Here is a 23,538-nt window from a genome sequence, read left to right on the forward strand (position 1 = left end):
CGGGGCACCCCCGCCCGACGAACGCGTCCGGCCGGCCCGAGGGGCGCCCGTACCCGCCTGTCAGGGCCGTGCCCGTACGCCCGTCGGAGCCGTACCCGGACGGCTCGTCAGTCCCGTGCCCGTACGCCCGTCAGGGCCGTGACCACCGGGTCCAGGGCCTGGTTGATCTCGTCGCCGATCGAGCGGAAGAAGGTGATGGGGGCGCCGTACGGGTCGGTGACCTCGTCCGCGTCCACCGAGGGGGCCAGGAGCCAGCCGCGCAGCGCCGCCGCCGCGCGGACCAGGGAACGCGCGCGTTCGACCATGCCCTCGTCACGGACGTCCGGGAGCGTGGCCGGGTCGATCGCGCGGACCAGGCGGGTGAACTCCTTCAGCGTGAAGGTGCGCAGGCCCGCCGAATGGCCCATGGAGATGACCTGCGCCCGGTGGTCCCGGGTCGCCGTCAGGACGAGATCGGCGCGGATGACGTGCTCGTCGAGGAGCTCGCGCCCCACGAAACCGCTGTAGTCCGCGCCGAAGTCGGCGAGGACCAGTTCCGCGTTGGCCTCCATCGGGGCGCCCTCGTGGCCCCAGGTGCCCGCGCTCTCCACGATCAGCCCGCCGCCCAGCGGATCGCCGAGGCGGTCGCTCAGGGCGTGCCGGGTCAGCCGCTCGGTGATCGGCGAGCGGCAGACGTTGCCGGTGCTGACGTGGAGGATGCGGAAGGTGTCGCTGTCTTCGTGCCCCGCTATGCCACGCCCCTCAGGGGCGGTCAACTGGCCACCTCGAGGTCGGGTACGACCTTCCGGAGCTCCTCCGGCGACAGCGCTCCCTCGCGCAGCAGCACCGGGACGCGGCCGGTGACGTCGACGATGGACGAGGGGACGATCCCGGGCGTCGGCCCGCCGTCGAGGTAGACGGAGACGGAGTCGCCGAGCATCGCCTGCGCCGCGTCGCAGTCCTCGGGCGAGGGGTGTCCCGTGAGGTTCGCCGAGGAGACGGCCATCGGGCCGAACTCGGTGAGCAGCTCGATGGCCACGGGGTGCAGGGGCATCCGGATGGCGACGGTGCCCCGGGTGTCGCCGAGGTCCCACTGGAGGGACGGCTGGTGCTTGGCGACCAGGGTGAGGGCGCCGGGCCAGAAGGCGTCGACCAGCTCCCAGGCCTGCTCCGAGAAGTCCGTGACGAGGCCGTGGAGCGTGTTCGGGGAGCCGATGAGGACGGGCGTGGGCATGGTGCGGCCACGGCCCTTGGCGGCGAGCAGGTCCGCCACCGCCTCGCCGCTGAAGGCGTCCGCGCCGATCCCGTACACGGTGTCGGTGGGCAGCACGACCAGCTCGCCCCGGCGGACGGCGGACGCGGCTTCGCGCAGGCCGGTCACACGGTCGGTGGCCTCGTTGCAGTCGTATCGCCGTGCCATCAGTCCCCGGTCTCCTCGTTCGCGTGGTTCGTCGTCGCGGTCATGGCATTGCCTTGCGGGCGGTCGCGAAGCGCGGCCGGTTGTTGAGGTCCGGGTGGTCGGCGGCGTCGGCCCAGCCCGCTTCCTCGTTGAAGATCCACGGCACCTGGCCGCCCTGCGTGTCGGCGTGCTCGATGACGACGAGACCACCGGGGCGGAGCAGCCGGTGGGCGGTGCGCTCGATGCCCCGGATGGTGTCGAGGCCGTCCTCGCCGGAGAAGAGGGCCATCTCCGGGTCGTGGTCGCGGGCCTCGGGCGCCACGTACTCCCACTCGGTGAGGGGGATGTACGGCGGGTTGGAGATGACCAGGTCGACCTGGCCGTCCAGCTCCGGGAGGGCGGTCAGCGCGTTGCCCTGGTGGACGGTGACGCGGGAGCCCTCGGCGTTCTTCCGGGTCCACACGAGCGCGTCGTCGGAGAGTTCGACGGCGTGCACACGGGACCTGGGCACCTCCTGGGCCATGGCGAGGGCGATGGCCCCGGAGCCGGTGCACAGGTCGACGATGAGGGGTTCCACGACGTCCATGGCGCGCACCGCGTCTATGGCCCAGCCGACGACCGACTCGGTCTCCGGCCGGGGCACGAAGACGCCGGGTCCGACCTGGAGCTCCAGATAGCGGAAGAACGCACGTCCGGTGATGTGCTGGAGCGGTTCGCGGGCCTCCCGGCGGGCGACCGTCTCCCAGTAGCGGGCGTCGAAGTCGGCGTCCTTGACGTTGTGCAGCTCCCCCCGCTTGACGCCGTGCACGAACGCGGCGAGCTCCTCGGCGTCGAAACGCGGTGAGGGAACGCCGGCGTCGGCCAGCCGCTGGGTAGCCTGGGCCACCTCGGCAAGCAGCAGGTTCACGCTGGTCCTCCGTGGTGCGGGGTGGGGCTTACGGGACGGGCGCCGGATTCACGCCGCGGCGAGCTTGGCGGCCGAGTCGGCGTCGACGCAGGCCTGGATCATGGGGTCCAGTTCGCCGTCGAGCACCTGGTCCAGGTTGTAGGCCTTGAAGCCGACGCGGTGGTCGGAGATCCGGTTCTCGGGGAAGTTGTACGTACGGATCTTCTCGGACCGGTCGACGGTGCGGACCTGGCTGCGGCGGGCGTCGGCGGCCTTGGACTCGGCCTCCTCCTGCGCGGCGGCGAGCAGCCGGGACCGCAGGATGCGCATGGCCTGCTCCTTGTTCTGGAGCTGGCTCTTCTCGTTCTGGCAGGAGGCGACGATGCCGGTCGGCAGGTGGGTGATGCGGACGGCGGAGTCGGTGGTGTTGACCGACTGGCCGCCGGGGCCGGACGAGCGGTAGACGTCGATGCGCAGGTCGTTGGCGTGGACCTCGACCTCGACCTCCTCGGCCTCGGGGGTGACGAGCACGCCCGCGGCGGAGGTGTGGATGCGGCCCGCGGACTCGGTCGCGGGCACGCGCTGCACGCGGTGCACCCCGCCCTCGTACTTGAGGCGCGCCCAGACGCCCTGGCCGGGCTCGGTGGCGCCGTTGCCGCCCTTGGTCTTCACGGCGACCTGGACGTCCTTGTAGCCGCCCAGCTCGGACTCGGTGGCGTCGATGATCTCGGTCTTCCAGCCGACGCGCTCGGCGTACCGGAGGTACATGCGGAGCAGGTCGCCGGCGAAGAGCGCGGACTCGTCGCCGCCCGCTCCGGCCTTGATCTCCAGGATGACGTCCTTGTCGTCGCTGGGGTCGCGCGGGACGAGGAGCAGACGCAGCTTCTCGGTGAGCTGCTCCCGGTCCTTCTCCAGCTGCTTGACCTCGGCGGCGAAGTCGGGGTCGTCGTGTGCCAGCTCGCGGGCGGTCTCGATGTCGTCGCCGGTCTGCTTCCAGGACCGGTACGCGGCGACGATCGGGGTCAGCTCGGCGTAGCGCTTGTTGAGCTTGCGCGCGTTCGCCTGATCGGCGTGGACGGAGGGGTCCGCGAGCTTCGTCTCAAGGCCGGCGTGCTCGCCGACCAGTTCCTCGACCGCCTCGAACATCGGGGGCTCCTGGTTTTTTCGTCAGTTGCTACGGGGACGCCAAAGCGCCGGTCCCGGCCACCCGCGCGGGGCGACCGAGGACCGGCGCAGGGGCTCGCTACTTGCTGGCGGAGCCGGCGGCCTTGCCGAAGCGGGCCTCGAAGCGGGCGACGCGGCCGCCGGTGTCGAGGATCTTCTGCTTGCCCGTGTAGAACGGGTGGCACTCGGAGCAGACCTCGGCACGGATGGTGCCGTCGGTCAGGGTGCTCCGGGTGGTGAACGACGCGCCACAGGTGCAGCTGACCTGGGTCTCGACGTACTCGGGGTGGATCTCGCGCTTCAAGGTGTCTCCTATGTTCCGGGAGGGCTCCGGGTCGCCGCCGCGGATTGCGGCAGACGTGAACCGGGGCCGACGTACCAGTCTGCCAGGACCGGCCGCATCTCCCCAAACCGGGGTCGGGCCGGAGGTATTCCCCCAAGGGTCCTCGGGGGGTCTCCCGGGGCCGGTCCGAGGCCCCTCGGGGGACGTCAGGGGGCTTCAGGGGGCTTCGGGACTCCCCGGGGAGCCCCGGTCACTTCACGATGCCGTCGGCCTGTCCGGTGGCGGCGTCCTTCGTGGCCGAGGCGGGGATCGGGAGGTCCTTCCTGAGGGCCGTCCAGACCTGCTGGGACTGGGCTTCGAGCGGGACGACGCGGTTGGGGTCCCGGGGGTCGTACTCGACGGGCAGGGTGACCATGTGGACGTTCCCGGCGCCGATGCCGGAGAGGCCCTTGGCGAAGGCCACGAGTTCCTGGACGGAGTTGAGTTCGGAGTCGGGGGTGATGGCCTTGGTGGCGGTGTCGGCGAGGTCGAGGAGCTTCTTCGGGCTGGTGAGCACGCCGACGCTCCTGACCTGTTCGATGAAGGCCTTCATGAAGGCCTGCTGGAGCTGGATGCGGCCGAGGTCGCTGCCGTCGCCGACGCTCTTGCGGGTGCGGACCAGGCCGAGGGACTGCTCGCCGTCGAGGGTGTGCGTGCCGGGGGCGAGGTCGAGGTGGCTCTTGGCGTCCTTGATGGGCCGGGTGGTGGTGATCTCCACGCCGCCGAGTTCGTCGATGAGCTTGCGGAAGCCGGTGAAGTCGACCTCGATGTAGTGGTCCATGCGGATGCCGGACATGGCCTCGGCGGTCTTGACGGCGCAGGCGGGGCCGCCGACCTCGTAGGCGGTGTTGAACATGGCCCGGTGCTCGGCGGGGACGGCGCCGCCGCGGTCGTCGGTGCAGGCGGGCCGGTCGACGAGGGTGTCGCGGGGGATCGAGACGACACTGGCCTTCTTGTGGCCCTCGTAGACGTGGACGACCATCGCGGTGTCGGAGCGGGCGCCGCCCTCGTCCTTGCCGTAGGCGCCGTTGTCGCCGGAGCGGGAGTCGGAGCCGAGGACGAGGATGTCGAGGGAGCCGTCGTCGACGTTCCGGGGGCGGTCGGTGCCCAGTCTGGCGTTGATGTCGACGGCCTTGATGTTGCCGTCGAGCTTGAGGTAGACGTATCCGGCTCCGGCGCCGCCGAGGACGAGCGCGGTGGCGAGCGCCGACAGCAGGATCGTGGTCCCGCGGCGCCGTCGGCTGGACGCCTTGCGGCGTCGCCCGCCTCCGGCACCGCCTATTCGGCCGCTCTTGGTCTGCTCGCTCATCGTCTTCCCTCGGGCCCTCGGTTCACCACGTGTGACGGTGACGCGGCCGAAAGGGTTGCACGGGAACCTGTCAGGTTTGGGTGAGCTTTACCCGGAAACAGCACCGCTCCCACCGTGCGGACACGGTGGGAGCGGTGGTTTACGCAGGTCACGACGGGGTTACGGACCTGGGGCCCGGTTTCCGAGGTGTGACGCGGCTCTCGCCTCAGTCGCTGTTGCCGCCCGGCGTGGTCTTCTGGATCTGGAGCAGGAACTCGCCGTTCGACTTGGTCTGCTTGAGCTTGTCGATCAGCAGCTCGATCGCCTGCTGCTGGTCGAGCGCGTGCAGCACGCGACGCAGCTTCCAGGTGACGGCCAGCTCGTCGGTGCCGAGGAGGATCTCCTCCTTGCGCGTGCCCGAGGCGTCGACGTCGACGGCCGGGAAGATGCGCTTGTCGGCGAGCTTCCGGTCGAGCTTGAGCTCCATGTTGCCGGTGCCCTTGAACTCCTCGAAGATCACCTCGTCCATGCGCGAGCCGGTGTCGACCAGCGCGGTGGCCAGGATCGTCAGCGAACCGCCGTCCTCGATGTTGCGCGCCGCACCGAAGAACCGCTTCGGCGGGTAGAGCGCGGTCGAGTCGACACCACCGGACAGGATGCGGCCGGAGGCGGGCGCCGCGAGGTTGTACGCGCGGCCCAGACGGGTGATGGAGTCGAGCAGGACGACCACGTCGTGACCCAGCTCCACGAGGCGCTTGGCGCGCTCGATGGCCAGCTCGGCGACGGTGGTGTGGTCCTCGGCCGGACGGTCGAAGGTCGAGGAGATGACCTCGCCCTTGACCGACCGCTGCATGTCGGTGACCTCTTCCGGACGCTCGTCGACCAGGACGACCATCAGGTGGCACTCGGGGTTGTTCTGGGTGATCGCGTTGGCGATGGCCTGCATGATCATGGTCTTGCCGGTCTTCGGCGGGGCCACGATCAGACCGCGCTGGCCCTTGCCGATCGGCGACACGAGGTCGATGATCCGCGTGGTCAGCACGCCCGGGTCGGTCTCCAGACGGAGCCGGTCCTGCGGGTAGAGCGGGGTCAGCTTGTTGAACTCGGGACGGCCCCGGCCGGAGTCGGCCGCCATGCCGTTCGCCGAGTCCAGGCGGACCAGCGCGTTGAACTTCTCGCGGCGCTCGCCGTCCTTCGGCTGGCGCACGGCACCGGTGACGTGGTCGCCCTTGCGCAGGCCGTTCTTGCGGACCTGGGCGAGGGAGACGTACACGTCGTTCGGGCCGGGCAGGTAGCCCGAGGTCCGGATGAACGCGTAGTTGTCGAGGATGTCCAGGATGCCCGCGACGGGGATCAGGACGTCGTCGTCGGCGACCTGCGGCTCACCGGCCTGGAAGTCGTCACGCCCACGACGGCCACGGCGGTCGCGGTAACGGCCCCGGCGGCCACGACGGCCGCCCTCGTCGTCGTAGTCGTCCTGCGGGGCCTGCTGGCCGCCCTGCTGGCCCTGGCCGCCACCCTGGCCCTGGCCCTGGCTCTGGACCTGCTGGCCCTGGCCGCCGCCCTGGCTCTGGCTCTGGCCGCCGCCCTGGCGCTGGCGCTGGCCGCCCTGACCGGCACCCTGCTGCTCGTCGCCCTTGGCGCGGTCGCGCTGACGGTCACGGCGGTCACGGCGCTCGCCGCGCTCACCCCGCTCGCCACGGTCCCGGCGGCCGCGGCCCTCGGCGCCGTCCACGGCGGCCTCGGCCTTGGTGTCGGTGCCCGCCTCGGCCTTGGCCTCGGTACGGGTCTCGGTCTTCACTGCCTGCGCCGCCTCGGCCTTCTCGCCCTCCGGCGAACCGGCGGGGGCGGTGGCGCGGCGGCGACGGCGCTCGCCCGTGGGCTGCTCGTCGGCCGAGGAGTCCCGGGAGGTGCCGGCGGGCTGCCCCGGGATGTCGATCTGCTGCTGGGCGACGGCCTTCTCGGCCTTCTCCGGCTGCGGGGCGGCGGTCTCGGCCGCCGTGTCGGCCGTACGGGTCTTGGCGGCGGCGCGGCGCTTCGGCTTGGTCTCGGCCGTGTCGGCTGCCTTGGCCGGAGCGGCGGAGCCGCCGCCCGCCTGGGCCTCCTTGATGACCTCGATCAGCTGGCTCTTGCGCATCCGCGCGGTGCCCCTGATCCCGAGGCCGGACGCGACCTGCTGCAGCTCGGCCAGGACCATGCCGTCGAGGCCGGTGCCGGAGCGGCGGCGCCGTGCGGTGCTGGTGGCAGCACCTGCGGCGGGCGCGGTGGTGTCGACAGTGCTGTCGGCAGTCACGCCCATCAGATCGGTGGTGTCGCTCACGAAGGGTCCTTCCCTGGAGCGGACGTCGGCCTTCTGGCTCGGCGACCGGTTGTGCTGTCCGGAGCGGTCCCGTGTTTCGGTGGACCGTGTCCGGGGCGATGGTCCCGCCGGGTACGGCGGAAGAGAGAAAACGTGCTGTGGGTCCGGCCCGAGCGCCCCCTGCTCGGCCCTCACGCGAAAGAAGAGCGAGGGGTGTCGTGCCGGTTCCGGAGCGTGCTCGAAACTGCTCAGGCAGGCTGCTCAGGCAGTTGGGGAGGCTCCCGGAAGAATGGTGGTCCCTGATAGGGACACTCCGCACCGCTCCACAAGGAGGTCGGGTGCAGACATGAGGTTAACACTACCGGCTCCAACAAACATTCCCCCTCTCCCTCACCGGCAATCTCCGGGCCGGACGCCGCCCGGCGTCCGGCCGTCGCGCGTTCTCAGGGCGCCAGCGGCAGGACGCTCGCCCCGGAGGCGTCGAGGTCGAGCCGGTTCGCGGCCCAGCCGTCGCCCGCCAGTCGGGCGACCTTGTCGGCCGTCCCGTGCTCGGCCAGCGCGAGGACCGTGGGGCCCGCGCCGGAGATGACCGCGGGGACTCCGTCCGCGCGCAGCCGGTTCACCAGGGCGATGCTCTCCGGCATCGCCGGGGCCCGGTACTCCTGGTGCAGCCGGTCCTCGGTGGCCGTGAGCAGCAGCTCGGGGCGGCGGGTCAGGGCCTCGACGAGGAGGGCGGCGCGTCCGGCGTTGGCGGCGGCGTCGACGTGCGGGACGGTGCGCGGCAGGAGTCCTCGGGCGGTCTCGGTCAGCACCGGCTTCCCGGGGACGAAGACCACCGGAACGATGGAACCCGAGGGATCCATCCTGATCGCCCGCGCGGCGCCGGACTCGGTCCAGGCGAGGGTGAAGCCGCCGAGCAGGCAGGCGGCGACGTTGTCGGGGTGACCCTCGATCTCGGTGGCCAGTTCCAGCAGGGCCGTCTCGTCGAGACGGGCGTCCCCGCCTATGGTCACCGCGCGGGCGGCGATGATGCCCGCGCAGATGGCGGCGGAGGAGGAGCCGAGGCCCCGGCCGTGCGGGATGCGGTTGGCGCAGACGACCTCCAGGCCGCGCGGCTGTCCGCCGAGCAGGTCGAAGGCCGTGCGCAGGGAGCGTACGAGCAGGTGGCTCTCGTCGCGCGGGAGCGTCCCGGCGCCCTCACCGGCGATGTCGACGTGCAGCCCGGAGTCGGCGACACGGACGACGACATCGTCGTAGAGGCCCAGCGACAGGCCGAAGGCGTCGAAGCCCGGACCGAGATTGGCACTGGTGGCGGGGACGCGCACCCGTACGGCGGCGGCGCGGAACGCGGGACCGGCCATCGGTCGATGACTCTCCTTGACTGCGGCAACGGGGGTTCTGGAACAGCGGGTACGTCGGCGGGAAGTACTCGGGGAACCCGGGGGCCGTTTCGGCCACGGAGGCGACAACGGCAACGACACCGCGCATATGCGGCGGGGCGGGTTCGGTACAGCGTACCCAAGGAAGGTTCTGCCGCGACATAGGGCGCACAGGAGGCGCACGATGCGTGTCGCGTGCCAACCTGTGCGCCTATGTACGTTCCTGATCGGGTTTCGATCAGCGGTTTTCCCCTGGGCGGGGGGTGGATCAGGCCAGGCCGAGGCGCTCGGCCGCGGCGGCCGCGTCCACCGGCACGGTCACCGGCTGCGGGGCGCCCGCGACGGCCCAGTCCGGGTCCTTCAGGCCATTGCCCGTGACGGTGCAGACGATCCGCTGCCCCGGGTCGACCTTGCCCTGCTCGGCGGCCTTCAGCAGACCGGCGACCGACGCGGCCGAGGCGGGCTCGACGAACACACCCTCCTGCGCGGCCAACAGGCGGTAGGCGCGCAGGATCTCACGGTCCGTCACCTCGTCGATGAAGCCGCCCGACTCGTCGCGCGCGGCGATCGCGTAGTCCCACGAGGCCGGGTTGCCGATGCGGATCGCGGTGGCGATCGTCGACGGGTCCTTGACGATCTCGCCGCGCACCAGCGGGGCGGAGCCGGAGGCCTGGAAGCCCCACATGCGGGGACGGCGCGTCGCGAGACCGTCCTCGGCGTACTCGCGGTACCCCTTCCAGTACGCCGTGATGTTTCCGGCGTTGCCCACCGGCAGGACGTGGATGTCGGGCGCGTCGCCGAGCATGTCCACGATCTCGAAGGCGGCGGTCTTCTGGCCCTCGATGCGGACCGGGTTGACCGAATTGACCAGCGCCACCGGGTAGTTCTCGGAGAGGGTCCTGGCCAGCGTCAGGCAGTCGTCGAAGTTGCCGTCCACCTGGAGGATCTTCGCGCCGTGCACGAGGGCCTGGCCCATCTTGCCGAGCGCGATCTTGCCCTGCGGCACCAGGACGGCCGAGACCATCCCGGCGCGCACCGCGTAGGCCGCGGCGGACGCGGAGGTGTTGCCGGTGGAGGCGCAGATGACGGCCTGCGCGCCCTCCTCCTTGGCCCGGGTGATGGCCATGGTCATGCCCCGGTCCTTGAAGGAGCCGGTGGGGTTGGCGCCCTCGACCTTGAGGTGCACCTCGCAGCCCGTGCGCTCGGAGAGGACCTGAGCGGGTACGAGCGGCGTACCGCCCTCACGGAGCGTGACGACCGGCGTCGTGTCCGTGACCGGAAGGCGGTCCCGGTACTCCTCGATGATGCCGCGCCACTGATGGGTGCCCTTGTGGGTCATGGGTCCTTACTCCCCTTCAACACGCATGATGCTGGCGACACCGCGCACGGTGTCCAGCTTGCGCAGCGCCTCGACCGTCCCCGAGAGGGCGGCGTCGGGCGCGCGGTGGGTGACGACGACGAGCGATGCCCCGCCGCCTCCGTCCTGACGTCCCTGCTGGCGCACCGTGTCGATGGATACGCCGTGCTCGGCGAAGACCGTCGCGACCTGGGCGAGGACGCCCGGCTTGTCGGCCACGTCGAGGCTGATGTGGTACCGCGTCACGACCTCGCCCATGGAGCTCACGGGCAGCTGGGTGTACGCGGACTCGCCGGGGCCGTTGGCCTCGTTGAGCTTGTTGCGGCACACGGCGACGAGGTCGCCGAGGACGGCCGAGGCCGTCGGGGCGCCACCGGCGCCGGGGCCGTAGAACATGAGCTGCCCGGCGGCCTCCGCCTCGACGAAGACCGCGTTGTACGCCTCGCGGACGGAGGCGAGCGGGTGGCTGAGCGGGATCATCGCGGGGTGCACGCGCGCGGTGACGGAGCCGCCGTCGGCGGCCCGCTCGCAGATGGCGAGCAGCTTGATGGTGCAGCCCATCCGCCGGGCGGAGGCGAAGTCGGCGGCGGTGACCTCGGTCATGCCCTCGCGGTAGACGTCGTCGAGGCGCACCCGCGTGTGGAAGGCGATCCCGGCGAGGATGGCGGCCTTGGCGGCGGCGTCGAAGCCCTCGACGTCGGCGGTCGGGTCGGCCTCGGCGTATCCGAGGGCGGTGGCCTCGTCGAGCGCCTCGGAGTAGCCGGCGCCGGAGGTGTCCATCTTGTCGAGGATGAAGTTCGTCGTGCCGTTGACGATGCCCATCACCCGGTTGATCTTGTCCCCGGCGAGGGACTCGCGCAGCGGGCGGATCAGCGGGATGGCGCCCGCGACGGCGGCCTCGTAGTAGAGGTCCTGGCCGTTCTTCTCGGCGGCGGCGTACAGCGTCGCGCCGTCCTGGGCGAGCAGCGCCTTGTTCGCGGAGACGACGGAGGAGCCGTGCTCGAAGGCGGTGGTGATGAGGGTGCGGGCCGGTTCGATCCCGCCGATGACCTCGATGACGACGTCGATGTCGCCGCGTTTCACCAGGGCGGTCGCGTCCGTGGTGATCAGCTCGGCGGGGACCCCGCCGCGGACCTTGTCGGGGCGGCGGACCGCCACGCCGGCGAGCTCGACCGGCGCGCCGATGCGCGCGGCGAGGTCGTCGGCGTGCGTCGTCATGATGCGCGCCACCTCTGAGCCGACCACTCCACAGCCCAGCAGCGCCACCTTCAGCGGACGCGTACGCATCATCCGACCTCTTTCCCGTCCTGCTTCGTATCCCTGCGGCCGTGTCGCCACGGCTCTCTACGGTGGAACCAGTCTCACTCACCGGACGGGGGTTTCCGCCCCTCGTCCGGATCCTGAGACATCTATTTCATCACTCGACTATTTCATCATCCGACGTCGAGACGCAGGAGATCTTCCTCCGTCTCGCGCCGCACGACGACCCGTGCCCCGCCGTCCCGGACGGCGACCACGGGGGGCCGGAGCGCGTGGTTGTAGTTGCTGGCCATGGAGCGGCAGTACGCGCCGGTGGCGGGCACCGCGAGCAGGTCGCCGGGGGCCAGGTCGGCGGGGAGGAACGCGTCCCGTACGACGATGTCACCGCTCTCGCAGTGCTTGCCGACGACCCGCGAGAGCATCGGCGCGGCGTCGCTGGTCCGCGAGACCAGGGCGACGCTGTACTCGGCGTCGTAGAGGGCGGTGCGGATGTTGTCCGACATGCCGCCGTCGACGCTCACGTACGTCCGCAGCCCTTCGAGCGGCTTGATCGTGCCGACCCGGTAGAGCGTGAAGGCCGTCGGGCCGACGATCGCGCGGCCGGGCTCGACGGAGATCCGGGGGGTGCGGAGCCCGGCGGCCTCGCACTCGCGCGTCACGATCTCGCCGAGCGCCTTGGCGATCTCGTGCGGCTCGCGCGGGTCGTCCTCGGAGGTGTACGCGATGCCGAGGCCGCCGCCCAGGTCGATCTCGGGCAGTTCCACCCCGTGCTCGTCGCGGATCTCGGCGAGCAGGCCGACGACGCGGCGCGCGGAGACCTCGAAGCCCGCCATGTCGAAGATCTGCGAGCCGATGTGGGAGTGGATGCCGGTCAGTTCGAGCCAGTCGAGCTTCAGTGTCCGGCGGACCGCCTCGGCGGCCCGTCCCCCGGCGAGCGCGATGCCGAACTTCTGGTCCTCGTGCGCGGTCGCGATGAACTCGTGCGTGTGCGCCTCGACGCCGACGGTCACCCGGATCTGCACCGGCTGGCGCCTGCCGAGGGACTGCGCGATGTGGGCGACGCGCACGATCTCCTGGAAGGAGTCGAGGACGATGCGCCCCACCCCGGCCCCGACGGCCGTGCGGATCTCGTCCTCGCTCTTGTTGTTGCCGTGGAAGGCGATGCGCTCGGCGGGCATTCCGGCGGAGAGCGCGGTGGCCAGTTCGCCGCCGGAGCAGACGTCGAGGTTGAGGCCCTCCTCGTGCAGCCAGCGGACGACGGCCCGGGAGAGGAACGCCTTCCCCGCGTAGTACACGTCGGCGTCCCGGCCGAAGGCCTCGGACCAGGCGCGGCAGCGGGCCCTGAAGTCGGTCTCGTCGAGGAAGTAGGCGGGGGTCCCGAACTCCTCGGCGAGGTCGGTCACCCGCAGACCGCCGACGGTGGCGATGCCCCGCTCGTCCCGGTCGACCGTCCGGGACCACACCTTGGGGTCGAGGGCGTTGAGGTCGGCGGGCGGCGCCGTGTAGTGGCCCTCGGGGAGGACATCGGCGTGACGGGGGCCCGCGGGGTGGGCGGAACGGCTCATGGCTGGCTCTTTCAGATCCGATCGGGTGCGCTGATGCCGAGCGCGGAGAGGCCACCGGCGAGCACCGTCCCGGCGGCTTCGGCGAGCGCGAGCCGGGAACGGTGGGCGGCCGAGGGTTTCTCGTCGCCGAGCGGCAGGACGGTGTGCTGGAAGGCGAGCAGCGCGTCGGCGGTGCTCTCCAGGTGCCGGGCGACCCGATCGGGGGCGCGGTGGCGGGCGGCGGCGAGAAGGACGACGGGGTGGTCGCGAAGGCCGTCGAGAAGTGCGGACGCCTCGATCTCGTGGGAGGCATCGCCGTCGTACGAGGGGTGGACGCCGAGCTGCGCGCCGTTGACCAGCAGTCGCCGGACCCGGGAGTACGCGTACCGGACCCGGAAGAGTCCGTTGCGCTCGTGCTGGACGAGGAGCGGCGGCCCGTCGAGCGGCCGGTCCCCGGGGGCGGCGCGGAGCAGCGCCCAGCGGGCGGCGTCGGCGCCGAGGGCGTCCGGGTCGTACGGGCCGGGCACCACGTGGATCCGCTCGGTGCCGCCGGATCCGGCGTCGGCGCCCTGGTCGCGGAGCAGCCGTACGACGGTCCCGGTGACGAGGGCGGCGCGCGGCTCGGCGGGCTCGGCGAACCGGACGGCGGTCCCGGCGAGGGCGGCGCCGTGCCCGTACGCGGCTCCGGCGGCGCGGACCGCGCGGACGAGGTCACCGGCGGCGTCGGTGCGGAGGCTGAAGTTCAGGAAGCCGGGCCCGGTGATCTCCACCGCCCGGACGCCGGGGGCGTCCTTGAGCCGGTCGCGCAGGATCCCGGCGACGTCGAGGGCGGTGCGTCCGGCGGGCCGGGCGAGGGTGAGGGCGATGTTGCTGGCGTACTCCCCCGTCCCGCCGGGCCGGGCGCGCTCGACCTTCACCCCGGGAGGTACGTCGACCCGCAGCGCACCGTCGTCGACCGCACGGCGCACGGCGTGCAGCACGGTGAGGGAGAGGTCCGCGGGGGTCACGGGTCAAGCCTAGGGGAGGAGGGGGGTCGGAACGCGAACCGGTTTCGCCATACGGGACACCGGGCGGTCCGTGCTCCCGGGCCCGTCCTACTGGAGGAGGTCCTGGGGCCGGGGGTACTGGCAGCGGTCTCCGGCAGCGGCGGGGTCCTCTCCCCCGTCGTTCCCGGTGGTCTCGGGCCGGTCGCGCCGCTCGCGGTGCATCAGCTGGCGGACGACGCGGACGAGCTCCACGGGCTCGAACGGCTTGGCGAGGAAGGCGTCGACACCGGGGACCTCGTGCTCCCCGCAGGCACTGATGAGGGCGACCGGCAGATGCCGGGTGCGGGGGTCGGCGCGGAGCCGCTCGGCGGTCCTGATGCCGTCCAGGCGGGGCATGACGACGTCGAGGGTGACGACATCGGGACGGACCCGGTGCACGACATCCAGACACTCGGCACCATCGGCCGCGGTCACGACCTCGAACCCCTCGAGTTCGAGATTGACCCTGATCAACTGCCGGATCACCTTGTTGTCGTCGACAACGAGCACCCGACCGGACACGCCTGACACACGACGAGAGTAGGCCGCCCCGATGGACCGCGTCCGGGTTTTGCCCACTTCTGCCCCGTGCGGGGGACCGACCCCCTGGTGACGCCCCGGAAATACCTGTTCACAGCCACTCCTCGTGAGCTGGTAGGGTTCAACCCGTCGCCGCAGAACAGGGCGCACGCCCCCGTAGCTCAGGGGATAGAGCAACGGCCTCCGGAGCCGTGTGCGCAGGTTCGAATCCTGCCGGGGGCACTTCGCGAGAAGTGCCGAACAGACCCCGTAGTCAGTGGAAACGCTGAGTGCGGGGTCTTGTTGTGTGTGCGGGCGGGTGTCGCACGGAGCGACCGTTGACAGGAGCGGCAGCCCGTTCACGGTCCGGGCCGCGGGGCGACCCGGGGATCAACGGCGTCGCCATGGTCCCGCGTGTCCAGGACACCACGAGCGGGGTGATGGCCCGGCCGGTGCCGGTGGGCCGCGAACGGGCCGACCGTCGCACCGATGACCGGGAAGGTTCCGTACCGGAGTGCGAGTGGCTGGGCCGACAGTGGTGCTTTCACGACGACGGCTCGGACGTATGGCCCCGCCCGGACACGCGACGAACTGGCCGCCGGGGTGGAGTCCTCCGTTCTAGACGGATTCGCCGTCGCGGCGGGCGATCGTCGGCTCGACCGGGCCAGCAGCGCCTCCATGCCGCCACCACACGAACACTGGTCCCGGGCATGTCGCCGAGCTCCCGGTCGACTTCCTGGAACTCCGCAGCCTGGAGCGGTACGTCACGGAGCCGCACCCTGCCGCGCACCGGCGAGGGACCCCGATCCGTCCGGACCGCCCTACGTGCTGGATCGATCGTCCGGTTTTCTCGTGGAGTCCGGCCCGTGCGGCACCATCGTGCTCAGCGCGTGCGACGGCCTCGGGCTGGAGGAGCACCCCGACACGGCGATGCGCCGCCGCGGCTACTGCTGCGGGATGGACGGCGAGTGGGGCCCAACCTGGTGCGCCTGTGGCACGCATCGTCGCCACCGTCTACTCGGATCGCTACCAGGTCCAGGAGCTGAGGCCGCAGCCCGATGCCGTGGAGCGCTGTCTCTGATCGTCTGATCGCCGAAGGCGGCACACGAAGAAGCATCGCCGCCGTCGCTCGGGACGGTGCTCGCTCTGCCATTCGGGCCGGGGGTCGCGTGGGAGGGGTCTCGCGCAGGCGTTCGGGAAGGTCGGCGGCCGTCTCGCCAGGGGGCCGTTCGTTTCCGGTCAGGTTCACTCGGTGGCGGGGTGGATCGGGCGTTTTCGGGATTCGCCGTGGGGGGCGTGGACACAATGCGCGCATGGACGAGGACTGGAAGCAACGGCTCGACGCGGCGCGGGCGGGGCTCGTGGAGAGGGAGGATCCGGTTGCCTGGGTGACCGAGATCGATGCCGCCGAGGCCGCCGTCAAGTATCCGGGGCTGAGTGTGCGCGGCGCCCTGTTCGGGGTCGCGGCGCAGGAGCCCGGCGGGCCGTGGGAGATCGTCCTGCCGGTGCGGTCGGGGATGCCCCAGGAGACCCGGGACAGTCTGCAGTCGCACTTCTTCTTCCGGGCCAAGGACGAGACCGACGAGCCCGTCGAGCGGCGCGCGCTGATGAATGCCGTCGACGTCCTCGCCCAGGAGCGCGTGAACGAACTCGACGTCCTCGGGCTGCGGTACCGGGTCATCCGGGGCGACGAGTTCGCGCGTTCCAGTGACGACGGGCTCGAACCGCCCCGCCCCACCGACCCCGAGCCGGTGTTCCGTGTGTGGGAACGGCGGCTCACCCCCGGGCGCTGCCCCGACACCGGTGTCGTCTTCGACCCGGAAGGGATGCGGGGGCCGATGGCGGAAGCCCTGCGCTTCGGGATGCGGGACTTCCGGTACACCGGGAAGCGCTACCCGGCCGGGGTCCGCGACGACTCCCGGAAGGCGGTCGGCACCCATCCCGACGTCGCCATGCTCCCGGTCACCTTCGGCATCGTCGAGCGCGAGGGCTCCGGCTGGGTGCCGTGCGGCGGCCTCGAACCGAGCCCGCACGACGCGCGCCGCGCGCTCTACGACGACCTCACCGATCTGTGGGCCCGCATCTACCAGTGGGGCGACGAGAAGCGGGAGCGGTACCGGCGCGCCGGTGAGCTGTTCCGGGCCGCCGGGAGTTCCGACCAAGCCCTGGTCGACGGGCGGGAGTTCAGGATCTGCCGAGTGGAGCGCATGGTCCGTTTCGGACCCGACGGGCCGGAAGGGCCCCGCCCCTCCGACGTCGACGAGTACGACCCGTCCCCCATGCATCCCCGGATGGACGACGACGGGACCCTGCACTACGACACATGAGGGAGCCGGGCGCCCCGTCCCTTTCGAGCGGGGTCCCCCTCCCCTTTCGGGCGGCGCCCCATTTCCTTCGGGAGGGGCGTTCGCCTCCCGAGGAAGCCGCGCTCGATCCTGGGCCGACCCCTCCGTCCCGGGGCCGGTCCGCCGTTCCCTCTCAGGCGCTGCGCTTGCGCGCGGGAGCCTTCTTCCTCGGAGTCGTGGTCGGGGAAGGGGATGAGGACGGGGATGAGGACGGGGACGGGGAAGCGGTCGAAGTCGCCTTCGCCGTTGTCTCCTTCGTCCCCTTCGGCTCCTTCGGCTCCTTCGGCTCCTTCGGCTCCTTCGTCGTCTTCTTCGCCGTCGTGGACCTCTTCCTCGCCGTCGTGGTCTTCGCCACCGTCGCCGTCCTCTTCGCCGCCCTCTTCTTCGGCTCCGCCTCCCCCGGGGCGGGCTTCCCGCGCGGCTTCAGTTCCGTCACCACCGCGTCCTCGCCCCGCGCCTCCCTCGCCGCCCGCACGCTGTTCTCCAGTGCCGCCATCAGGTCGATGACCTGGCCGCCGCCCTGCTCCTCCCCCGGTTCCGGGGCCTGGACGCCCTCGCCGCCCTCCGCCTTCGCCGCGATCATCTCCTCGACCGCCGCCCGGTAGTCGTCGTGCAGATCATGGATGTCGACCTCCCCCAGCGTCGCCATCAGGGCGTCCGCCAGGTCGAGTTCGGCGTCCCGCACGTTCACCGGGGTCTCCGGGGCCACGCCCTCCGGGGCGCGGATCTCGTCCGGCCAGAGCAGCCCGTGCATGGCGATGACGTCGTCGACGACCCGGAGCATCCCGAGCCGTTCCCGGCCCCGCAGCGCGTACTTCGCCACCGCCACCTTGTCGCTGCGCTTGAGCGCCTCACGGAGCAGGGTGTACGGCTTGGCGGCGGGGACGCCGTTCGCCGAAAGGTAGTACGCCGCGTCCATCTGGAGCGGATCGATCTCGCCCGCCGGTACGAACGCCACGATCTCGATCGTCTTCGCCGTGGGCAGCGGCAGCGCGGCCAGATCCTCGTCGGTGACCGGGATCATGCTCCCGTCGCCCTCCTCGTACGCCCGGCCGATCTCCGCCGGGGGGACCTCCTCGCCGTCCAGCTCGCACACCTTCTTGTAGCGGATGCGCCCGCCGTCCTCCGCGTGGATCTGCCGGAAGGAGACGGAGTGGCTCTCGGTGGCGTTCACCAGCTTGATCGGGATGCTGACCAGGCCGAAGGATATGGCTCCGTTCCAGATGGATCGCACGGTTCTTCCTCTCGGTCCCGACCGCCGCATACCGGTACGAATCGTGGGATTCTCATCGTATGACGCCGATCACAGAGGTGGAGGGCCGGCGGCTGGCGCTCAGCAATCTGGGCAAGGTGCTCCACCCGGCCACCGGCACCACCAAGGGCGAGCTGCTCCACTACTACGCCACCGTCGGGCCCGTGATCCTGCCGCATCTGCGCGACCGCCCGGTGTCGTTCCTGCGGTATCCGGACGGGCCCGACGGGCAGCTGTTCTTCAGCAAGAATCCGCCGCCCGGCACACCCTCCTGGGTGAGGACCGCCCCCGTGCCCCGTTCCGACGCCCCCGGCGCCCGGCAGGTGCTCGTCCAGGACCTGGCCTCGCTGATGTGGGCGGCGAACCTGGTCGTGGAGTTCCACACGCCCCAGTGGCGGGCCCCCTCCCCCGCCGTCGCCGACCGGCTGGTCCTCGATCTGGACCCCGGCCCGCCCGCGACCGTCGTGGAATGCTGCCGGGTCGCCCTCCACCTGCGGGAACGGCTCGCGCGGGACGGCCTGGAGGCCTGGGCGAAGACCTCCGGCGCCAAGGGACTGCACCTGCTCGTCCCGCTGGTGCCGACGCCCTCCGCGCAGGTCTCCGCGTACGCCCGGCAGCTCGCCGTCGAGACGGAGGCGGCCCTGCCGGGGCTCGTCGTGCACCGGATGGCGCGGGCCCTGCGGCCCGGGAAGGTCTTCGTCGACCACAGCCAGAACGCCGCCGCCAAGACCACCGCCACCCCCTACACCCTGCGGGCCCGGCCCCTGCCCACCGTCTCCGCCCCCGTCACCTGGGAGGAGGTCGGGGACTGCGCCGGCCCCGGGGCCCTCACCTTCCTCCTGGACGACATCGCACCGCGCGTGGAGCGGTACGGGGACCTCCTCGCCCCGCTCTTCGCCCCCGGACGGGCGGGGGTCCTGCCATGAGGGCGGACGCCGTCGCGCTCCTTCCGCCCGTGGAGGTCATGCGGCCCCGGCCCGCCGCCGAACTCCCCGTACAGCAGGAACCACCCCGTGACCTGCAGTACTCGCTCAAGCTCGACGGGTTCCGCGCGCTGGCGTTCGTCCTCGGTGACGGGCGGGTCGTCCTCCAGTCACGGTCCCGGCGGGACCTCGCCCCCGACTTCCCCGGCATCGCCGCGCACCTGCGGGACGGGCTGCCGCCCGGCATCGTGCTCGACGGCGAGCTGTGCGCGTACCGCGAGGGGCGGCTGAGCTTCGCCGACCTGCTCCGGCCGGCCGCCGAACGCACCCGGGACGGGGTGCCCGTCTCGTACGTGGCCTTCGACCTGCTGGCCGTGCCCGGTCTCGACGTACGGGGGCTGCCGCTCCGCGACCGCTGGGAGCTGCTCGGCGCGGCCCTGCGCGAGACCGGGCCCCCGCTCCAGCGCGTCCTGGCCACGTCCGACGAGCGGACCGCCCGCGACTGGTACCGGGACCTGCGGGACACCGGGGTCGAGGGGATCGTCGCGAAACGGCTCGACTCCGTCTACCGGTCCGGGGCCACCTGGGCATGGCGGAAGGTCCGGTACGCCGACACCGTCGACGGCACCCTGTTCGGCGTCCTCGGCCCGCCGGACCGGCCCCGCGCCCTGCTCGTACGGCTCACCGACGGGCGTACGGTGACCACCTCGCCCCGGCTCACTCCGGCGCAGGCGCACGAGGTGGGCGCGCTGACGGCCCCGCGCGCCGGGCCGCTCACCGAGGACCCGGAGCACGGCCCGGTCCGCCGGATCGACCCGCCCGTCCCCGTCGAGGTGCGGCGGCGCGCGGGACGGCAGCGGCAGGACGTCGCGGCCTTCGTCCGGGTCCGGGGGGAGGAGTGAGGCGGCACCCGCTCGAAGCGACCTCCGGGATACCCGTACGGCCGGGAGACCCGTACACGGTGGAGGGCACTCAGGGGAACCTGGCGGGACCGCCAGGGTCCCCACCGGCCCCACCCGGCCGACCCTCGGCCGGGCTTCCCGCCGGGCTCCCGGCCGGATCGTTCCGCTTCGCGGCCGAATCGGCCCCGCCCGCACGTGATCATCCCGCCGGCGTCCAAACCAGCCCGGATACCGTTCCGGCCAGTCCGTGGTCACTCGTTCGGGGAAGAACGGCGTTCCTCGCCTTCCGGGCCCCGTTTCCGGGTGGGGGAAGCCGGTGCGTCCGGGGGCGCGCGCGGGAGCGGGCGGGCGCCGGTTCACGGTGCGGGCCGGGGGTCCGGGGGCGGGTCCGTACCCCCCGTCCCCCGCCGTCGGCGGCCGTCCGGACCGGATGCCGGGCCTCCGCGGGACCGGGGCGCGCGCCCCTCCGGACGGGGCCCCGCGCTCGCCCCGGCGGTACCGCACGATCCCCCGGACGCTCCGCCGTCCTGACGGGCCCGCACCCCGTTCCCGCACATCATCGGGACGGGCCGGGCCGCGCCGCGCACCGTAGGCGCGACCGGTGCGACCGACCGGCGGACGGCCGGAGGCGGGTCCGGCGGCCCCCGGGGCCGTACGGTTCCTCCGCCCGGGACCCCCGGCCGGTCCGGACGGCGGTGCCGGAGGACGAGCTGCGGACGGCAGCGGCGGACGTCGGGAACGGGCCCGGAACAGGGCCGTACGGCCCTTTCGGAAGCCGCCCCGAAGACCCCGTGGCCCGCAACGGAGCGCAACTGACGGGCTCCGTACCGTACATGGCGCAAAGAGGCCGCAACTCGGCTTCCCCGGTGGGAACGCTGTCGCTTGTAAGGCCTTGCTGTCCGTCCTGTGGTGCACACTTGCTGCCTGGTACAGCGCTCACGGGGAAGGCGGCCTTGGCATGTTGACGGGGATCGAGGAGGTCGACTGGGCCTCGCTGGGGCACGCGTACGGCCCCGCGGACGACGTGCCGGAGCTGCTCCGCGGACTCGCCTCCGGCGATCCGGCCGAGCGCGAGGCCGCCCTCGACGGAATGTACGGCTCCGTGCACCACCAGGGCGATGTGTACGACTCCACGCTCGCCTGCATCCCCTTCCTCCTCGAACTCGTCGCCGACCCCGGGGTACAGGACCGCGGCTGCATCGTCGAACTGCTCACCAGCATCGGCGGGATCGAGCTCGACGACGAGGAGGAACTGGACGCGTTCGACCCGGAGGACGACGAGTTCATCCCCGCCGCCAACTATGCGATGGCCGCCGCGGCCATCGCCGCCGGTGCCGACGTCTTCCTCGGTCTCGTCTCCGACCCCGACCCCGAGGTGCGGCTCGCCGCGCCCTGCGCCCTCGCCTCGCTGCACCCCGAGCCCGCCCGCGTCCTGACCCTGCTCCGGGAGCGGCTCACCGTCGAGCGGGACACCGAGGTGCGGCTCGCCCTGGTCGCCTCGCTCGGGCGGATCGCCCTGCGGCACGCCTCGCTACGCGCAGAGACCGTCGACTGGCTCGACTGGCTGGCCCGTGCGGCCCAGGACCCCGGGCTTCGGCTGGCGGCCCTGGCGCAGCGGGCGCGCTGCGCGCCCGGCGACATCCCCGACGACGTGGTGCCGTGGGTGACGGGACTCCTGGAGGAGATCAGGGCGAACGCCCGGCAGGCGGCCGTCCCCGGCGGCGGGCGGACGGCCGCGCCGACGCTCATCGGGCAGGTCCGCGAACTCCTGGAGGAGCACGCGGCGGGGCGGCCCGCGCCCTGGACCGAGGAGCTGCTGAGGACCCTGCACGCGGCGCTCGACGACCGGGTGGACGACCGGATCGCGCTGATCCTGGCGCAGCTGCGCAGCCCTGACTGGGGGCAGCGCTCGGACGCGATCTGGCTGTGCGGCGGGTTGATACGGGTCTGGCGGGGGCGGTACGAGGAGGTCGTGCGGCTGGTCGGCGAGCAGCTCCACGACCCCGAGCCCCGGCTCAGGGAGGCCGCCACCACCTTTCTCGAGCGGCTGTTCGAGCTGGGCTCACCGGCCGCCGACGCGCTCGCCGCCCGTCTGGCGACGGGCCCGGCGGGCGGCTCCCGGGCGTACGGGCGGGGGCGGACCGTCGGGACCGGCGCACCCCGGCCCTACGGGACGGCCCTGGCCGGTCCCTCGGGTCCGGGCTCCGCCGACCCCGACGCCGACCCTGACGCGGCCCCCGCCCCGGGCCCCGACGCCGATCCCGGTCCGCTCGGTCCGCTCGGCCGGACCGGTGGCGGGCCGAGCCCCTTCGTCGGCCGCTCCGGGCGGGACGGCGCGCTGCTCGCGCTGGCCCGCGCGGGGGACCCCCGGGCCGTGCCGCTGCTCGCCCGCGCCCTGGAGGAGCCCGAGGTACGGCGGGAGCTGCTGTACGCGATGGACGGCCTGGGGCCTTCGGCGTCGATGCTCGCGCCGCTGCTGCGCCGCCGTCTGGCCGAGGTCGCCCTCGACGAACGGCTCTACGACGGCGCGGCGCCGCTGCTGTACGCGCTCGCGGCGGTACGGGGCTCCCAGGCCGTCCCCGAGGTGCTGCGGGTGCTGTGCGGGGCGCCCGAGAACCGGCGGGACTGGGTGCGGGAGGCCGCCCTGCGGACGCTGGCGGCCTTCGGCCCGGCGGCCCGGGAGGCCGTACCGGACATACGGCGGCTCCTCGACGCGGGTTCCGCCACGGTCGCCACGGCGGCGGCGCGGGCCCTGTGGGCGGCGGAGGGGGACCTGGCGGAGGCCCTGCCCGCCGTGGAACGGTGGCTGCGGCCGGGGGCCACCGGGGCCGACCGGTGCGCGGCGGCGCAGGCGCTCGGCGAGATCGGCCCGGCGGCGGCCTCCTCGGCGGCCTTCCTCAGGCCCGGCCTGGCCTCGCGGGACCTGTGGGTCCGGGTCCGGTGCGCGGCGGCGCTCTGGCGGGTCTCGGGGGACGCGACGGAGGCGCTTCCGGTGCTGCTCGCGGCCTGGGAGGAGAACCGGCACACGCGCGTGGACGTGGCGGAGTGTCTGGCGGAGATGGGCCCGGCGGCGAAGGACGCGCAGCTGGTGATCCTCACCGAGCTGACCCGGCGCCGCCGCCACAACGCCCGCGAGGGCGCCTCGGGCAGCCACGACATCCACCAGGACGAGAAACTGCTGACCCTGTGCCGTGCGGCCCTGGCGAGGATGGAGCGGGGCGGGTACTGAGGGCATCGCGGGTCCGGAGCCGACAGCCGGTTCTGAGGGGCCGGGCGGGTACGGAGGGGGCTCGGCCGGATGCGGCGGGGGCCGGGCGGGTACGGAAAGCGGTCCCGTCCGCCACAGGAGCGGTACGGAAAGCAGTCCCGTCGCCGCGGACAGGCTCAGGAGACGAAAAGGACGTTCCTCCGCATAAGGTCTACTGGGAGGGGGACGAAAGCCCCCGCCCGGCCGGTCTCCCGTCGATCACACCCGATCGCTGCCGCTCGCCCACTGTCGGTCACCGCCGATCCCTGGGGATCGGCGGTGGGCCCAGCGGGCTGCGGCCGGTCCACCGGGCCCGGTCGGCCCGCCACCCGTCACCCGTCGAACGGCCGGGCGCCGGATCAGCCGTGGGGGCGGTGGACCCGGCCCCGCACTCCGGGCGAGGTGAACCGGTCGGGACGACGGGCCGTACCGTCCAGGGTGGTGGACA

At 72.7% G+C, this 23,538-nt stretch carries 18 protein-coding genes and 1 tRNA gene; 5 read left to right on the plus strand and 14 right to left on the minus strand.

The features are described 5' to 3' along the window. Positions 1-107 precede the first annotated feature (107 nt). From ACIO92_RS16450 to ACIO92_RS16510, 13 genes are all read right to left on the minus strand, one after another. Positions 108-755: a protein-tyrosine-phosphatase gene (locus ACIO92_RS16450; RefSeq protein WP_401236975.1), complete on the minus strand. Its 648-nt coding sequence runs from the start codon at positions 753-755 to the stop codon at positions 108-110. Continuing rightward, the gene (locus ACIO92_RS16455) at positions 752-1,399 is read right to left on the minus strand and encodes an L-threonylcarbamoyladenylate synthase (RefSeq protein ID WP_366442327.1); all 648 of its coding nucleotides are present in this window, start codon (positions 1,397-1,399) and stop codon (positions 752-754) included. The genes ACIO92_RS16450 and ACIO92_RS16455 overlap by 4 nt, the downstream gene beginning before the upstream one ends. Positions 1,400-1,439: 40 nt before the next feature. Further along, the gene (prmC, locus tag ACIO92_RS16460; RefSeq protein ID WP_266896675.1) at positions 1,440-2,285 is read right to left on the minus strand and encodes a peptide chain release factor N(5)-glutamine methyltransferase; all 846 of its coding nucleotides are present in this window, start codon (positions 2,283-2,285) and stop codon (positions 1,440-1,442) included. Between the two features lie 48 nt (positions 2,286-2,333). Beyond that, the gene (prfA, locus tag ACIO92_RS16465) at positions 2,334-3,410 is read right to left on the minus strand and encodes a peptide chain release factor 1 (RefSeq protein ID WP_351781970.1); all 1,077 of its coding nucleotides are present in this window, start codon (positions 3,408-3,410) and stop codon (positions 2,334-2,336) included. A gap of 97 nt (positions 3,411-3,507) precedes the next feature. Next, on the minus strand, positions 3,508-3,732 hold the full coding sequence (rpmE, locus tag ACIO92_RS16470; protein ID WP_125661789.1) for a 50S ribosomal protein L31: 225 nt from the start codon (positions 3,730-3,732) through the stop codon (positions 3,508-3,510). A gap of 229 nt (positions 3,733-3,961) precedes the next feature. Continuing rightward, complete coding sequence (locus ACIO92_RS16475; protein ID WP_401236971.1) at positions 3,962-5,059, minus strand: LCP family protein; 1,098 nt, start codon at positions 5,057-5,059, stop codon at positions 3,962-3,964. Positions 5,060-5,264: 205 nt separating this feature from the next. Further along, the gene (gene rho, locus ACIO92_RS16480; protein WP_401236969.1) at positions 5,265-7,358 is read right to left on the minus strand and encodes a transcription termination factor Rho; all 2,094 of its coding nucleotides are present in this window, start codon (positions 7,356-7,358) and stop codon (positions 5,265-5,267) included. Between the two features lie 422 nt (positions 7,359-7,780). After that, the gene (gene thrB, locus ACIO92_RS16485; RefSeq protein WP_366442330.1) at positions 7,781-8,698 is read right to left on the minus strand and encodes a homoserine kinase; all 918 of its coding nucleotides are present in this window, start codon (positions 8,696-8,698) and stop codon (positions 7,781-7,783) included. Positions 8,699-8,984: 286 nt separating this feature from the next. Beyond that, entirely contained in the window at positions 8,985-10,055 is a 1,071-nt protein-coding gene (thrC, locus tag ACIO92_RS16490; protein ID WP_366442331.1) for a threonine synthase, read from the minus strand. Between the two features lie 6 nt (positions 10,056-10,061). Continuing rightward, positions 10,062-11,360 (minus strand): homoserine dehydrogenase, encoded by a 1,299-nt coding sequence (locus ACIO92_RS16495; RefSeq protein ID WP_366442346.1) that lies wholly within the window; start codon positions 11,358-11,360, stop codon positions 10,062-10,064. Between the two features lie 146 nt (positions 11,361-11,506). Beyond that, complete coding sequence (gene lysA / locus ACIO92_RS16500; RefSeq protein ID WP_366442332.1) at positions 11,507-12,898, minus strand: diaminopimelate decarboxylase; 1,392 nt, start codon at positions 12,896-12,898, stop codon at positions 11,507-11,509. A gap of 11 nt (positions 12,899-12,909) precedes the next feature. Beyond that, positions 12,910-13,884 carry an ArgS-related anticodon-binding protein NrtL gene (nrtL, locus tag ACIO92_RS16505; RefSeq protein WP_402057764.1) on the minus strand — a complete coding sequence of 325 codons (975 nt, stop codon included), beginning with the start codon at positions 13,882-13,884 and terminating at the stop codon, positions 12,910-12,912. A gap of 87 nt (positions 13,885-13,971) precedes the next feature. Beyond that, a complete protein-coding gene (locus ACIO92_RS16510; RefSeq protein ID WP_366442334.1) occupies positions 13,972-14,481 on the minus strand; it encodes a response regulator in 510 nt (169 codons plus the stop codon). Positions 14,482-14,592: 111 nt separating this feature from the next. Between ACIO92_RS16510 and ACIO92_RS16515 the strand changes: the two genes are divergently transcribed. Together ACIO92_RS16515 and ACIO92_RS16520 are read left to right on the plus strand one after the other, a co-directional pair. Next, positions 14,593-14,664 (plus strand) — tRNA-Arg (locus ACIO92_RS16515). A gap of 1,070 nt (positions 14,665-15,734) precedes the next feature. Next, the gene (locus ACIO92_RS16520; protein ID WP_366440302.1) at positions 15,735-16,748 is read left to right on the plus strand and encodes a DUF5954 family protein; all 1,014 of its coding nucleotides are present in this window, start codon (positions 15,735-15,737) and stop codon (positions 16,746-16,748) included. A 151-nt stretch (positions 16,749-16,899) separates the two neighbouring features. Here ACIO92_RS16520 and ACIO92_RS16525 read toward each other — a convergent pair whose 3' ends face one another. Next, positions 16,900-18,000, minus strand: coding sequence for a Ku protein (locus ACIO92_RS16525; protein WP_402281701.1), 1,101 nt, complete (start codon positions 17,998-18,000; stop codon positions 16,900-16,902). Between the two features lie 59 nt (positions 18,001-18,059). On the opposite strand from ACIO92_RS16525, the gene ligD reads away from it, so the two are divergent. The 3 genes from ligD (at position 18,060) to ACIO92_RS16540 (ending at position 23,072) form a co-directional block, all read left to right on the plus strand. Then, positions 18,060-18,944 carry a non-homologous end-joining DNA ligase gene (gene ligD / locus ACIO92_RS16530; protein ID WP_402281699.1) on the plus strand — a complete coding sequence of 295 codons (885 nt, stop codon included), beginning with the start codon at positions 18,060-18,062 and terminating at the stop codon, positions 18,942-18,944. Further along, positions 18,941-19,843: a DNA ligase gene (locus tag ACIO92_RS16535; protein ID WP_366440299.1), complete on the plus strand. Its 903-nt coding sequence runs from the start codon at positions 18,941-18,943 to the stop codon at positions 19,841-19,843. The genes ligD and ACIO92_RS16535 overlap by 4 nt, the downstream gene beginning before the upstream one ends. Positions 19,844-20,801: 958 nt before the next feature. After that, positions 20,802-23,072, plus strand: coding sequence for a PBS lyase (locus ACIO92_RS16540; RefSeq protein ID WP_402281696.1), 2,271 nt, complete (start codon positions 20,802-20,804; stop codon positions 23,070-23,072). Positions 23,073-23,538: the final 466 nt, after the last annotated feature.

This window comes from Streptomyces sp. NPDC087215 (genome assembly GCF_044744885.1).
GTDB lineage: Bacteria > Actinomycetota > Actinomycetes > Streptomycetales > Streptomycetaceae > Streptomyces.